Origin of the sequence: Variovorax terrae, assembly GCF_022809125.1 — a bacterium.
GTDB classification, from domain to species: domain Bacteria; phylum Pseudomonadota; class Gammaproteobacteria; order Burkholderiales; family Burkholderiaceae_C; genus Variovorax_A; species Variovorax_A terrae.
This window is the reverse complement of the sequence record NZ_JALGBI010000001.1, coordinates 2,611,889-2,626,374: the sequence shown is the minus strand read 5'-3', so window position 1 is coordinate 2,626,374 and position 14,486 is coordinate 2,611,889. Positions and strand designations below refer to the sequence as shown.

General features: G+C 69.3%; 14 protein-coding genes. 4 read left to right on the top strand and 10 right to left on the bottom strand.

Annotated elements, in window-relative coordinates; genetic code table 11:
- Positions 1-13: 13 nt before the first annotated feature.
- The 3 genes from MMF98_RS12360 to MMF98_RS12350 are packed head-to-tail and all read right to left on the bottom strand — an operon-like array spanning position 14 to position 3,879.
- Positions 14-997 (bottom strand): Bug family tripartite tricarboxylate transporter substrate binding protein, encoded by a 984-nt coding sequence (locus tag MMF98_RS12360; protein WP_243306572.1) that lies wholly within the window; start codon positions 995-997, stop codon positions 14-16.
- A gap of 51 nt (positions 998-1,048) precedes the next feature.
- Positions 1,049-2,410: an adenylosuccinate lyase gene (gene purB, locus MMF98_RS12355; RefSeq protein WP_243306571.1), complete on the bottom strand. Its 1,362-nt coding sequence runs from the start codon at positions 2,408-2,410 to the stop codon at positions 1,049-1,051.
- Positions 2,407-3,879, bottom strand: coding sequence for an FAD-binding oxidoreductase (locus tag MMF98_RS12350; RefSeq protein ID WP_243306570.1), 1,473 nt, complete (start codon positions 3,877-3,879; stop codon positions 2,407-2,409). Before MMF98_RS12350 ends, purB begins: the two co-directional genes overlap by 4 nt.
- Positions 3,880-3,967: 88 nt before the next feature.
- Here MMF98_RS12350 and MMF98_RS12345 point away from each other — a divergent pair, with 88 nt between their 5' ends.
- Positions 3,968-4,747, top strand: coding sequence for an IclR family transcriptional regulator (locus MMF98_RS12345; protein ID WP_243306569.1), 780 nt, complete (start codon positions 3,968-3,970; stop codon positions 4,745-4,747).
- Between the two features lie 119 nt (positions 4,748-4,866).
- On the opposite strand, the gene MMF98_RS12340 is transcribed toward MMF98_RS12345, so the two are convergent.
- From MMF98_RS12340 to MMF98_RS12325, 4 genes are all read right to left on the bottom strand, one after another.
- Positions 4,867-6,240 (bottom strand): MmgE/PrpD family protein, encoded by a 1,374-nt coding sequence (locus MMF98_RS12340; protein WP_243306568.1) that lies wholly within the window; start codon positions 6,238-6,240, stop codon positions 4,867-4,869.
- Between the two features lie 231 nt (positions 6,241-6,471).
- Positions 6,472-7,077 (bottom strand): DUF4337 domain-containing protein, encoded by a 606-nt coding sequence (locus MMF98_RS12335; protein ID WP_243306567.1) that lies wholly within the window; start codon positions 7,075-7,077, stop codon positions 6,472-6,474.
- Positions 7,078-7,087: 10 nt separating this feature from the next.
- The gene (locus MMF98_RS12330; protein ID WP_243306566.1) at positions 7,088-7,573 is read right to left on the bottom strand and encodes a dihydrofolate reductase; all 486 of its coding nucleotides are present in this window, start codon (positions 7,571-7,573) and stop codon (positions 7,088-7,090) included.
- Between the two features lie 11 nt (positions 7,574-7,584).
- The gene (locus tag MMF98_RS12325; RefSeq protein WP_243306565.1) at positions 7,585-8,436 is read right to left on the bottom strand and encodes a thymidylate synthase; all 852 of its coding nucleotides are present in this window, start codon (positions 8,434-8,436) and stop codon (positions 7,585-7,587) included.
- 224 nt (positions 8,437-8,660) lie between these two features.
- On the opposite strand from MMF98_RS12325, the gene MMF98_RS12320 reads away from it, so the two are divergent.
- A complete protein-coding gene (locus tag MMF98_RS12320; protein ID WP_243306564.1) occupies positions 8,661-9,287 on the top strand; it encodes a LysE family translocator in 627 nt (208 codons plus the stop codon).
- Between the two features lie 36 nt (positions 9,288-9,323).
- Here the strand turns inward: MMF98_RS12320 and MMF98_RS12315 are convergent, their stop codons facing one another.
- Together MMF98_RS12315 and MMF98_RS12310 are read right to left on the bottom strand one after the other, a co-directional pair.
- Positions 9,324-10,745 carry an FAD-binding oxidoreductase gene (locus tag MMF98_RS12315; protein WP_243306563.1) on the bottom strand — a complete coding sequence of 474 codons (1,422 nt, stop codon included), beginning with the start codon at positions 10,743-10,745 and terminating at the stop codon, positions 9,324-9,326.
- Positions 10,746-10,748: 3 nt separating this feature from the next.
- Positions 10,749-11,120: a DUF2069 domain-containing protein gene (locus tag MMF98_RS12310; RefSeq protein ID WP_243306562.1), complete on the bottom strand. Its 372-nt coding sequence runs from the start codon at positions 11,118-11,120 to the stop codon at positions 10,749-10,751.
- Between the two features lie 21 nt (positions 11,121-11,141).
- Between MMF98_RS12310 and MMF98_RS12305 the strand changes: the two genes are divergently transcribed.
- Positions 11,142-12,344, top strand: a complete 1,203-nt coding sequence (locus MMF98_RS12305; RefSeq protein WP_243306561.1) for a YihY family inner membrane protein — start codon at positions 11,142-11,144, stop codon at positions 12,342-12,344.
- 6 nt (positions 12,345-12,350) lie between these two features.
- Here the strand turns inward: MMF98_RS12305 and MMF98_RS12300 are convergent, their stop codons facing one another.
- The gene (locus tag MMF98_RS12300; protein WP_243306560.1) at positions 12,351-13,286 is read right to left on the bottom strand and encodes a LysR substrate-binding domain-containing protein; all 936 of its coding nucleotides are present in this window, start codon (positions 13,284-13,286) and stop codon (positions 12,351-12,353) included.
- A gap of 175 nt (positions 13,287-13,461) precedes the next feature.
- Here MMF98_RS12300 and MMF98_RS12295 point away from each other — a divergent pair, with 175 nt between their 5' ends.
- Positions 13,462-14,466 (top strand): porin, encoded by a 1,005-nt coding sequence (locus MMF98_RS12295; protein ID WP_481000462.1) that lies wholly within the window; start codon positions 13,462-13,464, stop codon positions 14,464-14,466.
- The last annotated feature ends 20 nt before the right edge of the window (positions 14,467-14,486 follow it).

Here is a 14,486-nt window from a genome sequence, read left to right as displayed (position 1 = left end):
GCGGGCCGGAGGGTCATTGTGAAATCTGCTTCATCAGCTCGGGCGTGGCTGCCTCGCGGTAGCGCGCGATGTCGTCCACGATGTAGCGGCGGAACTCGTCGCCCGGCACGTTCTTTTCCAGCGCCGCGTCCTTGCGGATCGCCTGCTGTACCTCGGGCGTGGCCAGCGCGCGCGCCAGGTGCTCCGACAGGGTGCGCACGATGTCCCTGGGCGTGCCGGCCGGCGCCACCAGGCCGTACCACTGCGTGACCACGACGTTGATGCCGAGTTCCTTGAAGGTGGGCACCTCGGGCAGGGCGGGGCTGCGCCTGTCGCCGGTCAGGGCCAGCACCTTGAGCTGGCCCTGGCGCACCTGGCCGATCAGCGGCGAGGCGGTGGCGAAGAACATGTCCACCTGCCCGCCCAGCATGTCGGTGATGGCCGGGCCCGAGCCCTTGTAGGGCACATGCAGGATGTCCACGCCGGCGCGCTGCTTGACCATCTCCATGCCGATGTGGGCGGCCGCGCCGGTGCCGGTGGAGGCAAAGGCCAGCTTCTGCGTGCGGGCGGCGGCGAGCACCTCGCGCGCCGTCTTGAAGCGCGAGTTGTGGGCCACGAACAGGCCGTGCGGCGCTTCCAGGATCAGGCCCACGGGCTCGAAGTCCTCCGGCACCTTGTAGGGCAGCGTCTGCGGCTTGAGTGCGGGCGACACGGCGATGTTGCCGCTCATGGCCAGCAGCAGGGTGTAGCCATCGGGCTTGGCCTTGGCCACCACGTCGGCCGCGATGTTGCCGCCGGCGCCGGTGCGGTTCTCCACGATCACCGTCTGGCCCAGGGTCTTCGACAGCGCATTGGCGATCAGGCGGCCATACAGGTCGCCGCCGCCGCCGGGCGGAAAGCCCACCACCAGCTTGACGGGCTGCTCCGGGTAGGCCGCCAGCGCGGGCAGGGCGGCCAGGCCCAGCAGGGCGGCCAGTGCGAGCGCCATGTGGCGGCGCAGGGGGAGAAGGGGGGTCATGGGTTTTGTCTCCGGTGCGGGTTGTTGCGTGTCTTGCGCCGGGCTGCGGCTTCAGCCCTGCAGCCAGGCCTGCTGCTGCGCCACCACGCGGTCCACCGAGGTGCCGCACTGGCCCAGGTAGGCCGCGGGGTCGGTCAGGTCCTGGATCTCGGCTTCGGTCAGCAGTTCGCCCAGGCCCTTGTGCTGGCGCATGGCGTCGGCAAAGCTCAGCTTGCTGGTGATGCCGTGCATCGAGGCCTCGTAGATCCATTCGTGCGCGGTCTGCTTGCCCACGCGTTCGGACAGCTCCAGCATCACGCGCTCGGACAGCAGGTAGCCGCGCATCTTGTCGAGGTTGGCGGCCATCACGTCGGCGTTGACCTTGAGGCCTGCCAGCAGGTTCCTGGCCTGGAACAGCATGGCGCCGGCGATCAGGCAGCACTCGGGCAGGGCCTTCCATTCCATCTTCCAGGCGATGCCGTCGCGCTCGCCCTCCTGAACCATGCCCTCGACCATCATCGCGGCGTTGTAGCGCAGCGGGCGCGACAGGCCGGCCAGGTTCTCGGCCGAGGTCGGGTTGCGCTTGTGCGGCATCGTGGACGAGCCCAGCTTGCCCTCGGAGAAGCCTTCTTCCACCTCGCCGAACTCGTTGCGCTGCATGTTGAACAGCTCGTTGCCGATCTTCGAGAGCGTGGAGCCGACCATCGCCAGCAGCAGCGTGTATTCGGTGAAGCGGTCGCGCGCGGGCGCCCAGCTGATGGCGGGCGTGCCCAGGCCGAGCTTGTCGAGCATCAGGCGCTCCAGCTGCTCGGCCTGCTCGCCCAGCGAAGCCTGGCTGCCGACGGCGCCGGCCAGCATGCCGACCAGCACGCGCGGCGCGGCCTGCACCAGGCGCTCGTGGTGGCGGCCCAGCTCGTCGAGCCAGAGCGCGCACTTGTGGCCGAAGGTGATGGGCAGTGCCTGCACCCCGTGCGTGCGGCCCGCCATCGGCGTGTCGCGGTGGGCCGTGGCCAGGCGCGCGAGCTCCCGGCCCACGGCCTGCAGGTCGCGTATCACGACCGCGTGGAACTCCTTGAGCTGCAGCGCCACGCCGGTGTCCACCACGTCCTGCGTGGTGGCGCCGTAGTGCACCCACTCGCCGTTCTCCCTGGAGCAGGCGGCCTGCAACTGCTTGAGCGCCGGCACCAGCGAATGCTTGATGCGGCGGATCTCGGCGGACATCTTCGCGAGGTCGATGTTCTGCACCTTGGCGGCCGCGGCGATCTCCTGCGCGGCGGCGGCCGGGATGATGCCCAGCTCGGCCTGGGCGGCGGCCAGCGCGGCCTCGAAGTCGAGCCACTTCTGCACGCGGTTCTCCTCGGAGAAGATGGCGCGCAGCTCATCGGTGCTCCACAGGTGCTGGAGCGATTGCATGTCGAAAACGGAAACGGTCATCGGGAAGGTTCCTGGTGGGATGAAAGCCGGTCGCGCGGCAGCAGGCGGCCGGGGTTGAACAGGTTGGCGGGGTCCACGGCCTGCTTGATGCGGGCCATCAGGTCCAGCGCCACGGCGGGCTTGTGGTGCAGCAGGGCCGATTGCTTGAGCCGGCCGATGCCGTGCTCGGCCGAGATCGAGCCCTGCAGGCGCGCGGCGATGGCGTGCACCGCGTCGTGCACCGCGTCTTCGCGCGCGAGGAAATCCGCGTCGGCCATGCCGGCGGGTTTGCTCTGGTTGTAGTGCAGGTTGCCGTCGCCCACATGGCCGAAGCAGCAGATGCGGATGCCGGGCATCAGGGCCTGCAGCGCCGCATCGGCCTCGGCGATGAAAGCGGGGATGCGCGACACGGCCACCGAGATGTCGTGCTTGATCGAGGGGCCGTCCAGCCGCTGCGCCTCGGGCACATGCTCGCGCAGCGCCCACAGCGCATGGGCCTGCGCGCCGGTGGCGGCCAGCACGGCGTCGGCCACCAGGCCATCGTCCATGGCGGCGCCCAGCACCTCTTCTACGGCCGGCGTCGGGTCCAGCCGGGCCGAGGCCTCGGACACATCGAACAGCACGGCCCAGGCGGGGGCGTCGGCCAGCGGGTTGCGCATGCCGGGGCCGGCGTGGGCCAGCACCTGGGACAGCGCCTCGCGGCCGATCAGCTCGAAGGCCGTCACGCGCTCGCCGACGGCACCGGTCAGCCGCGCCAGCAGCTCCACCGCGGCCTGCGGGTCGCGCACGGCGACCCAGGCCGTGGCCACCTTGCGCGGCGGCGCGAACAGCTTGAAGGTGGCGGCCGTGATGACGCCGAGCGTGCCCTCGCCGCCGATGAACAGGTGCTTGAGGTCGTAGCCCGTGTTGTCCTTGCGCAGCGCGGTCAGCGCCTCGAGGATGCGGCCGTCGGGCAGCACCACTTCGAGGCCCAGCGCGAGGTCGCGCGCGTTGCCGTAGCGCAGCACCTGCTCGCCGCCGGCATTGGTGGACAGCACGCCGCCGATGGTGGCGCTGCCCTCCGAGGCCAGCGACAGCGGGAACAGCCGGCCCGCGGCGGCGGCGGCCTCCTGCGCGGCCAGCACGGTGCAGCCGGCCTCCAGCGTCAGGCTGCCGTCCAGCGGGTCCACGCTGCGCACGGCGTTCATGCGGGACAGGCTCAGCACGACCTCGGTGCCCGAGGCGTCGGGCGTGGAGCCGCCGACCAGCCCGGTGTTGCCGCCCTGCGGGACGATGGGCACGCCGTGCGCCGCGCAGGCGGCCACCACGCGCGACACCTCCTGCGTGTTCGCGGGCCGGACCACGGCGCGGGCCCGGCCCGGATAGCGGCGGCGCCAGTCGCTCACGTGGCGCGCCACGTCCTCCTCGCGGGTGAGAACCTGCGAGGCGCCCACGATGCCGGCGAGCATGGCCAGAAAGGCTTCGGGCGAGGCGGCTGCGCTTGTCTCCATAAGCTTATGCGTTTTATTGAATAAAATATGTTTTAATAATCGAAACTATAAAAGACCCACAGCTCTGCTGTCAAGCTAGACTCCCCGCATGCCGCGCACCCGCCCCCTTTCTCCTGCCGAAGAACAACCCGCCAGCGGGACCGACGACGCCTCTGCGGCCGGGGCCAGGCCGCCCTCGGGCGTGCTGGAGCGCGGTATCGCGATCCTCGAGAGCTTCAATGAAGACCGGCTGCGCCTGTCGTTGCGCGAGTTCGCCGAGCTGACCGGCCTGGACAAGGCCACGCTGCTTCGCCTGCTGGGCGTGCTGGTGCGCGCGCGCATGGTGCATCGCTTCGACAGCGGCAGCTATGCGCCCGGGCCGGCGCTGCTGCACATGGGCATGCTCTACCGCAGCACCTTCGACCTGGGCACGCGGCTGCAGCCAGTGCTGCACAGCGTGATGCGCCAGACCGGCGAGACCGTGGCGTTCTACGTGCGCAGCGGCGACGAGCGGGTCTGCCTGTACCGCGAGAACACCTCCAAGGAGGTGCGCCACCATGTGGAGGTCGGCACCCGCATCCGGCTGGCGGACGGCGGCTCCTCCGCCCATGTGCTGAACGCCTTCACCGGCGGCAGGACGCCGCAGTCGCGCGAGATCCGCGACAAGGGCTATGCGATGACGCGCTCCGAGCGGGTGGCCGAGATGACGTCGGTGGCGCTGCCGGTGTTCGACAGCGACGGCACGTTCCTGGGCGCGCTGGTGGTGATCGGCCTGGCCTCGCGCTTCAGCGACCCGGCCAAGCAGCAGGCGGTGGAGGTGGTGCGCCGCGAGCTGGCCCAGCAGAGCTTCGCGACCCGCCCGCCAGCCGACTGGCAGCCGGGAGGCTGAAAAACCCGGGCGGCGTGCTCGGCCAGCCGAATTTCAAACCAAATGGCCCGAAGGTCCTCGTCGGGCGGTCATTGTTTGCTATCAAATCAGGAGTAATCGGCGCCGACACCTGAGCGCACTCAGGCCGGGCCGAACAGCGCGGCGTCGGGCGTGCAGGGCGCGTCGTCGCGGCCCGCATCGGCAAAACCCTCGCACCAGGCCGTGATGCGCCGGGCGGCCGCGTCGTCCATGCGCGGCGCAAAGCTGCGCATGCGGGCCTGGAGCTGGTCCCAGCTGAACGGGTCTTCGGGGTCGCCGCGCCGCAGTTCGCGCAGCGCGCTGAAGCGCCGGCCGTCCTGCATCGTGATCGTGACGCGGCAGGGGCGCTTCTCGGGAAAGGCGCGCTGGAATGTTTCGTCGGTGGACACCGTGATCCTGCGCGCCAGCGCCAGCAGCGCGGGCTGGGCCAGGTCCGGCGCCTCCATGTCCTCGATGCGCAGGCCGCCCGTGCGCAGCAGCGTCGCCAGCACATAGCGCAGCGAAAAGCAGGTTTCGGCCGGTTTGGCGGGCCAGTCCACGCCCGCGATCTTGAGCGCGTGCGGAAAGATCACCACCTCCACCGACTCGATCTCCAGCGGCGCGGGCTGGTGCTCGTCCATCAGGGCGCGCGCGGCGTCCAGCGGCGTGAACAGCTGCGCGCAGCAGGGCCAGGCCTTGACGGTCGTGGTGTTGAGGCGCTCGGGCGCATCGAAGCCGGCGGTCAGCGCCGCCAGCGGGCCGTCGCTGGCAAGCAGCGCGTACAGGCCGCGCGGCCCCGAGACGAAGGCCCGCGCGCCCGGCAGGCCGGCGCGCGCCGCGAAGGCCGCCATCATGCCGTTGCGCACCGCGAACGCGGGGTGCAGCGACTTGGACTCATGCGCCTCGTCGTCCACCAGTTGCCACAGGCCCGCAGACTGCGTGGCGCCGATGCCCATGGCGTGGTGCAGTTGCCCGGGCGACAGGCCCAGCGCCACGCCCGCCGCGGCCGCCGCGCCGACCGCGCCGGCCGTGGCCGTGGCATGGAAGCGCGCCGCGTGCCGGGCACCGAGCGCCTCGCCCACGCGCAGCACGACCTCGTAGCCCGCGATGATGGCGTCGGCCACGCGGCGCTGCGGCAGCGGCAGGGCGGCCGCCAGCGCGAGCACGGGCGAGACCGCGACCACGCCGGGGTGCAGCATGGCGGCGCGGTGCGCATCGTCGATCTCGCGCAGATGGGCGATGCCGGCGTTGGCGAAGCCGGCGGCCAGCGGCGGCAGGCTGTCGCCGCCGAAGACCGGCGCGGTGCCGGGGCCTGCCAGGCAGTCCGCCGCCAGCGTGCGCAGCGTCTGCGCGGCCGGCATGCCCTGTGCGGACCAGCCGGCCGTGAACCAGTCCAGCAAGGCCTGCGCCAGGCGTTCGCGCGTGGCCGCCGGCAGCGGCTTGCGCTGCAGGTCGGCGAGATGGCGCACGAGCAAAGCCTCGGGAAGAAGATCCATGTGATTCATTGTGTTTTATTAAATGAAATTAATTTCATTATATAAACCACGCGAAGCCAAGCCCCTGCTGCTGCCATCGGCCGAGCAGAACGGCGGCACCTGACTCAAGACTTGCGGCGCGCGCGTTCGGAAGCGCCGCCCTGCCAGGCAGGATGCCGGCGAGCGACGCAGTGGACGTCGTTTTTCAGTGATTCCGACCCGAGGTCCAGGTCGGATGGCGATAGCTTGCTATCAAATATGTAGCGCGGCGAGTCCGCCGACCACCACGCCGATGCCCGCCACGGCGAACATGCCGTACTCCAGCCATTTCTTCTTGGTCAGCAGCGCGATGGCCGCCAGGGCAATGGCCACCTGCAGCGCCGTGGTGGCCTGGGCCCAGCGGTGGTGCTGGTGCATCTGCGCGTCGGACTGCTCGTCCCAGGCCTTGGATTCGCCCTCGAGCTTGTCGGCCACGAGCTTGATCTCGTTCTTTTCCTTCTCGTAGCGCTCCACCTTGGCCTGGTAGCCGGTCTTCTTGTCCTCGGGCGCAAGATCGCGCGCCAGCTCGGCCAGCGACTGCTTGGTGCTCTTGGCCTGGAAGTAGTTCCACTGGTTGGAGGCCTCGGTCTTCTTGATGGCCGCGTTGTTCTTGAACAGGCCGGCATTGGCCTGCGTGGCGCCGCCCATGTAGGCGAAGATCGCGCCCACGGTGGCGATGAGGGCCGTGAACACCGCGATCTGGTTGGTCATGCTGCCGCCGCCGACGCCGTGGTGCGCCGTCTCGCCGTGCTCTCCCTGCGCGGCGTGCTCGAGCTCGTGGTCGTGCGGGCCGTGCACGTGGAAACCCCCTCCGGACATGTCAATCTCCTTAAGACTTTTTGTAGGTGACGAAGCTGTACTTCAGCCCCGTGGATGAGGTGTGGTCCTCGCGCGCGGTTTCAATCCAGTCCGGCCCGAGCTCCGGGGCGTAGGCGTCGCCGTCGAAATCGCAGTGGATTTCGGTGACGACGGCGATTGAGGCCAGCGGCAGGGATTGTGCATAGATTTCGGCGCCGCCGATGATCCAGGCGGGAGCGTCCGCCGGGCACAGCGACACGGCTTCCTGCAGTGAGCCGGCGCGAACCGCGCCGGCTGCCCGCCAGTCCGCCTGGCGCGTCACCACGATGTTCCTGCGCCCGGGGAGCGGCCGGAACTTCGCCGGGATGGATTCCCAGGTCTTGCGCCCCATGACCACCGTCGCGCCCATGGTGGTGCGCTTGAGGTGCGCGAGGTCTTCCGGCAGATGCCACGGCATGGTGCCGTCCTTGCCGATCACGCCATTGGCGGCGCGCGCGAAGATAAGTTGAAGAGACATGGCGCGACTCGCTACACCGCCACGGGAGCCTTGATCGGCTCGTGGCATTGGTAGTCCTGCACCTCAAAGTCCTCGTACTCGTACTCGAAGATCGACGCCGGGCGGCGCTTGATGTGCAGCGTGGGGTAGGGGTAGGGCGTGCGGCTCAGCTGCAGCGCCACCTGCTCGTGGTGGTTGCTGTAGATGTGGCAGTCGCCGCCGGTCCAGATGAAGTCGCCCACGGCCAGGCCGCACTGCTGCGCCACCATGTGCGTGAGCAGCGCGTAGCTCGCGATGTTGAACGGCACGCCGAGGAAGATGTCGGCGCTGCGCTGGTAGAGCTGGCAGCTCAGGCGGCCCGGCTCACCCGCCACCTGCGATGGCGCCACGTAGAACTGGAAGAAGGCATGGCAGGGCATCAGCGCCATCTTCGACAGCTCGGCCACGTTCCAGGCGCTCACGATGATGCGGCGCGAGTCGGGGTTGGTCTTGAGGGTCTTGATGACCTCGGCGATCTGGTCGATGTGGCCGCCGTCGGGTGTGGGCCAGCTGCGCCACTGCACGCCATAGACCGGGCCGAGGTCGCCGTCGGGCCGCGCCCATTCGTCCCAGATCGTGACGCCGCGCTCCTTGAGCCAGTTGTTGTTGCTGGAGCCGGTGAGGAACCACAGCAGCTCCTGGATGATGGACCGCAGGTGCACCTTCTTCGTGGTGACCAGCGGAAAGCCCTCGTTGAGGTCGAAGCGCATCTGGTAGCCGAACACGCTTTTCGTGCCGGTGCCGGTGCGGTCGGTCTTGGGCGTGCCATGGGTGTCCACATGGCGCATGAAGTCTTCGTACTGGCTTCGGACCGGGCGAGAGGCGGGGGCAGGGGCGGTGGTCATGGGCGGCTGGCAGGTCAATGGAGGGAGCCCGGCGCTCCTGAGCGCGCGGCTTCCCGTGTGCCGGCCGGGATCATTCCAGGCCAGGGAAGACAAATTCTATGCGGACCGAGCCGGTGAGCGCAGAGGGCAGTGGTGCGGGGGGCCGAGCTGATATAAAACCGGCTGGCAGCTCGCGCCCCCGCATCGTGCTGGAGGCGTGCGGCCCCTTTTCGAGGAGCGTTCCCGTGTCCATTGAACTCTGGCTGGCCTTCGTCGCCGCGTCCGCGGTCCTGCTCATCATTCCCGGGCCGACCATCCTGACGGTCATCAGTTACTCGATGGCGCATGGCCGGCGCGCCAACATCCCGCTGGTCGCCGCCGTGGCGCTCGGCGATTCGACGGCACTGGGGGTGTCGCTGCTGGGCCTGGGCACCCTGCTGGCGGCATCGGCGTTCTGGTTCACGCTGGTCAAGTGGGCCGGGGGCCTGTACTTGCTCTACCTCGGCATCAAGCTCCTGCGGGCCGGCATGGCGCCGGCCCTGATGGCCGCGCCGGCCGTGCCGGGTTCGCGCTGGCGGCTGTTTGCCAACACTTACCTGGTCACGGCCCTCAATCCCAAGGGCATCGTGTTCTTCGTGGCCTTCCTGCCGCAGTTCATCAACCCGCACGCGGCGCTGGCGCCGCAGCTCTGGGGGCTGGCCGCCACCTTCGTTACCATGGCCACGCTCAATGCGACGCTGTACGCCGTGTTTGCCGGCTCGGCGCGGCGGCTGCTGGCGTCACCACGGGCGCAGCGCGGCTTTCACATCGCGGGCGGCTCGCTGCTGTCGGTTGCAGGGGTCTGGGCCCTGCTGGCCAGGCGCCCGGCATGACGGCGCCTGGCGCGCAGCCCTGCTGAGTCTTTTGCTTCAGGGCGCCTGCACCACCCGGCCCGGGTTCATCAGGTTCTGCGGGTCCAGCGCCTGCTTGATGGCGCGCATGAGCTGCAGGGCCACGGGCGACTTGTAGGCCGGTAGCTTGTCGAGCTTCAGGCTGCCGATGCCGTGCTCGGCTGAAATCGAGCCGTTGAACGCGCGCACCTGGTCGTACACCAGCGTGTTGACGCGGTCCTCCTGCTCGCGCAGGAACGTGCGCGCATCGCCGCTGGCCGGCGCCTGCACGTTGTAGTGCAGGTTGCCGTCGCCCAGGTGGCCGAAGTTCACCAGGCGCACGCCGGGGATCTCGCGCGCCAGCAGCGCGTCGGTCTCGGCGCAGAACGCGGGGATGCGGGACACCGGGATCGAGATGTCGTGCTTGATGTTCAGGCCTTCCTCGGCCTGCGCCAGCGGAATGCTTTCGCGCACATGCCAGAGCTGGTGGGCCTGGGTCAGGTTCTCGGCCACCACGGCGTCGATCACGTGGCCGGCCTCGAAGGCCGATTCCAGCAGGGCTTCGAAGCGCTCGCGCGCGTGCTGTTCGGACTCGCTGTCGGAGTTCTCCAGCAGCACGCAGTACGGCGCGTCGGCCTGTCCCAGGAACGGCACGCGCAGCTGCGAGAAATGCTTGCCCACCAGGCTCAGCGCGAATTGGCCCATGACCTCGAAGCCGGTGAGGCCGGCGCCGAGCTGCCGCTGCGCCAGGCCCAGCAGCGCCACGGCCTGCGCCAGCGAAGGCACGGCGGCCCAGGCGGTGAGGGTGGCCGCCGGCTGCGGGTAGAGCTTGAGGGTGGCCGCGGTGATGACGCCCAGCGTACCTTCGCTGCCGATGAACAGGTCGCGCAGGTCGTAGCCGGTGTTGTCCTTGCGCAGGCCCGACAGGCCGTCCCACACCTCGCCCTGAGGCGTGACCACCTCCAGCCCCAGGCACAGCTCGCGCGTGTTGCCATAGCGCAGCACCTGGGTGCCGCCCGCGTTGGTGCCGAGGTTGCCGCCGATGGTGCAGCTGCCTTCGGCCGCCAGGCTCAAGGGAAACAGAAAACCGGCTTTCTCCGCCGTCTCCTGCAGGGTCTGCAGCACGCAGCCGGCCTCCACCGTCAGGGTGAGGTTGGCCTCGTCGATGGCGCGCACCGCGCTCATGCGCGCAAGGCTCAGCACGATCTGCGTGCCGCTGTCGTCGGGGATGGAGCCCACGGCCAGGCCGGTGTTGCCGCCCTGCGGCACGATGCTCGTGCCTGCCGCGGCGCAGGCCTTGACCACGGCCGCGACTTCAGCCGTGCTGGCGGGGCGCACCACGGCCAGCGCCTTGCCGCGCGAACGCTTGCGCCAGTCCTGCTCCCAGGCCGTGAGGTCGCCGTCGGTGAGCACGTGGGCAGGGCCGACGAGGCGGCGCAGGGTGTCGATCAGGTCATTCATGGATCAAGGAGCGGTGGATGCGTTTTTCAGGCGCAGGCGCACATGGAGCGCGCAGGCAGTGAACAGGGCCAGGCACAGCAGGACTTCGACCAGGGCCAGCCAGGCGCTGGGCGCGCGGTCGCTCCAGGCGCGCACCACGCCCTCGGTGAAATACAGCCAGACCAGCAGGCTGACCCAGCGGTAGGTGTACATGCGGTTCTTCAGCAGGCCGGCCAGCGGAATGCACAGCGGCAGCACCTTGAGCACCAGCCAGGAGCCGCCGGGACGCAGCGGGGCCAGGAACAGTTCCCAGGCCAGGCCGAGCACGATCAGGCCCAGCAGGCTGCCCACGGCGAGCCAGCGCGTGGCGTCAACGGTCTTCAAGTCATTTTTCATCTCGGTGGCATCATAGCGGCGATGAATTTCCAGCAATTGTTGAAAGACCTCTCGCACTTTCCCTGGAGGACCACGGCACTGACCCTGCGCGAGCGTTTCCGCGAAGACCACCTGGGCCTCACCGCCAGCAGCCTGACCTTCACCACCTCGATCGCGCTGGTGCCGTTCTTCACCGTGGCGCTGGCCGTGTTCACCGCCTTTCCGATGTTCGCGCAGGTGCAGCAGGTGCTGCAGAAGTGGCTGATCGACAGCCTGATTCCCGACAACATCGCGCGCCAGGTGATCGGCTACCTCACGCAGTTCGCCGGTCAGGCCAGCAAGCTCGGCGGCGTGGGCCTGGCCGTGCTGCTGGTCACGGCCATCGCGATGATCCTCACGATCGACCGCACGCTCAACGGCATCTGGCGTGTGCGGCGCCCGCGCCCGCTGGCGCAGCGCGTGCTGATCTACTGGGCGGCCATCACGCTGGGGCCGCTGCTGCTGGGCGCCAGCCTGACCATCACCTCGTACGCGATTTCGGCTTCGCGCGGCGTGGTCGGGGCGCTGCCGGGCGGCGTGCGCCTGCTGCTGGACACCCTTGAGTTCTTCCTGCTGGCCGGCGGCATGGCGGCGCTGTACCACTACGTGCCGAACACGCGGGTCAAGTGGGGCCATGCCTGGGTGGGCGGGCTGTTCGTGGCCGCGGGCATCGAGGTGGCCAAGAAGATGCTGGCGATCTACCTCGGCATGGTGCCGACCTACTCAATGGTGTACGGCGCCTTCGCCACCTTGCCGATCCTGCTGGTGTGGATCTACGTGGCCTGGATCATCGTGCTGCTGGGCGCGGTGATCGTGGCCTACCTGCCCAGCCTGCTGACCGGCGTGGCGCGGCGCGGCGGTACGCCGGGCTGGCAGTTCCAGCTCGCGGTGGAAGTGCTGCAGCAGTTGCACCGCGCCCGCGCAACCGAGGTCCGGGGGCTGACCATGACGGAGCTGGTGCAGCTTCTGCGGATCGACGCCCTGCAGCTTGAACCGGTGCTCGAGGCGCTGCTGTCGCTCGACTGGATCGGCCAGCTCAGCGAGGCGCAAGCCGGGCAGGAGCCGCGCTACCTGCTGCTGGCCGATGAGCAGACCACGGTGATGGAGCCGCTCATCCGGCGCTTGCTGCTGTCGCTGTCGGGCACCACGGCCGGCTTCTGGTCGAGCGGGCGGCTGGCCTCGGTGGGCCTGAAGGATGTGATCTGAGCCGCCTCACGCGGCCGGCGCGCTGATGATGCGGGTGTGGTCTTCCGGGCGCACGGCCGCCAGGATGGCGTCGAGCAGCAACTGCGAGAACGCGGCGTTCAGCGGCGCCTGTGCCGAGCTCCCGAGCGTGGCCACACCGAGCTGGTAGCTGATGCGCGGCTTGAACGGCCGGCTCGAGAACCCCATGGGCCGGCAGTAGCTGGCCAGCAGGGCATTGACGATCGACACGCCCAGGCCCTGGGCCACATGGCTGCAGGCGACGCTGACCGAATGCACCTCGATCGCCACGCGCGGCTGCACGCGCGCCTGGCGGAACGCCATGTCGATCTCGTGGCGGATCAGGCGCTGGCGGCCCAGCAGGATCAGCGTGGTGTCGAGCAGGTCGAGCGGGCTGATCGACGGCAGGTGCTCCAGCGGATGGCCCAGCGGCATGATGCACACGGCATCCGATTCCAGGCAGGCGCTGGCGTGCAGGCCCGGCATCTCCATCGGAAGGCGCACCAGGCCGACATCGGCATCGCGGCTCAGCAGGGCGCGCTCGGTGTCGGAGTAGGAGCCCGACAGGATCTCCAGCACAGCGTCGGGGTGTTCGCGCATGAAGCGCTGCGCGATCGAGGGCATGAGCGCCGTGGCGAGCGTGCTGGGCACGGCCACTTTCAGCAGGCGGCGCTTGAAGCCGCCCAGGCGCAGTTGCTCGGAATGGCGGCGCAGGCACTGGGCCGAATCCACCAGGCCCTGCGCATCCTGCAGCAGGGCCTCGGCCTCGCGCGTCGGCACCAGCCGGCCTTTCTCGCGCACGAACAGGCGCAGGCCCAGATCTTCCTCGAACTGCGCGAGCAGGCGGCTGATGGCCGACTGCGACAGCCCCAGGCGCTCGGCCGCGCCCGTGGCCGAGCCGCTGGCCATGATGGCCTGGAAGGCTTCCAACTGCTTGAAATTCATACGCTGAAGATGGGGTGAAACGACCCTATCTTTGCAGGGGCGCCTGCCCGAGGCAAGTCTGCCGCAAATCGCATGGGGTCATGCGCAACCGTCATACCGTTGTGGGAGTGCGCACCCCGCCAGAGAATCCGCCGACTCAAATTTTCAACACGAGGAGCGAGATTCAATGAAGCAGATGTTCATCCGCACCGCGGCTGCCGCGGGCCTGGCGGTGGTAGCCCTGTCGCAGGCGGCAGCGCAGGGCGTGCAGGTTTATGGCCAGATCCGCCTGACCGTCAACAGCCTCAAGAACGGTGACGGCAGCCGGGTCCTGGAGGAGCGGGACAATGCCTCGCGGCTGGGCTTTCGCGGCAGCGAGGACCTGGGCGGCGGCGCTGCCGCGCTGTTCGGCCTGGAGATGGGGATCGATGCGGACAGCGGCAACGCCACCGTGCCGGCCTTTCGCAACAGCTACGTGGCCCTGCGCGGCAGCTATGGCACGCTGGCGCTGGGGCGGCTGGATTCGGCCAACCCGACCGGCTCGCCGCTGTACTCGCAGGTGACGGCCATCACCTCGTTCGCCGCCAATGACGCCGGCGCGACGGCCATCGGCACCTCGATGCTGAACGCGCGCAACCGCACCTCCAACGCGATCGGCTACCAGAGCCCGGCCTGGGGCGGCTTCAACGTGCGTGCACGCTACTACCTGCGCGGCGACCCGAAGACGCCCGACGAGGAAAACGGCGCCAAGTCGCTGGACCTGGGCCTGAACTACGCCAGCGGCCCCTGGACCGCCGGCATCGGCTATGGCAAAGATACGCGCCCGGGCGGGCTGCTGCTCAACGAGTTCTCCAGCAAGTGGCAGGCGGGCCTGCGCTACAGCTTCGGCGCGATCGAGCCGTATGTGCTGGTCGGGCGCGACCAGTACCAGAACAAGCCCGGCAGCAGCCGCGCCGATGTGGGCTACCGGCTGGTGGGCGCCAAGTACAGCCAGGGCCTGCACGCGGTAGTGCTCAACGTGATGCAGCGCGATGTGCAGACCTCCCTGAACGGCCAGCGCAAGCGCCAGCAACTCGCCTATACCTATGCGCTGTCCAAGCGCACCGAGCTGCAGGCCTTCGTCGACCGCGACGGCATCGATTCGAGCCGCAGCAACGTTGCCGTGCGCGCGATCGGCGCAGGCATCCGCCACGATTTCTGACCCGCCGGCCCGCCCGGCAT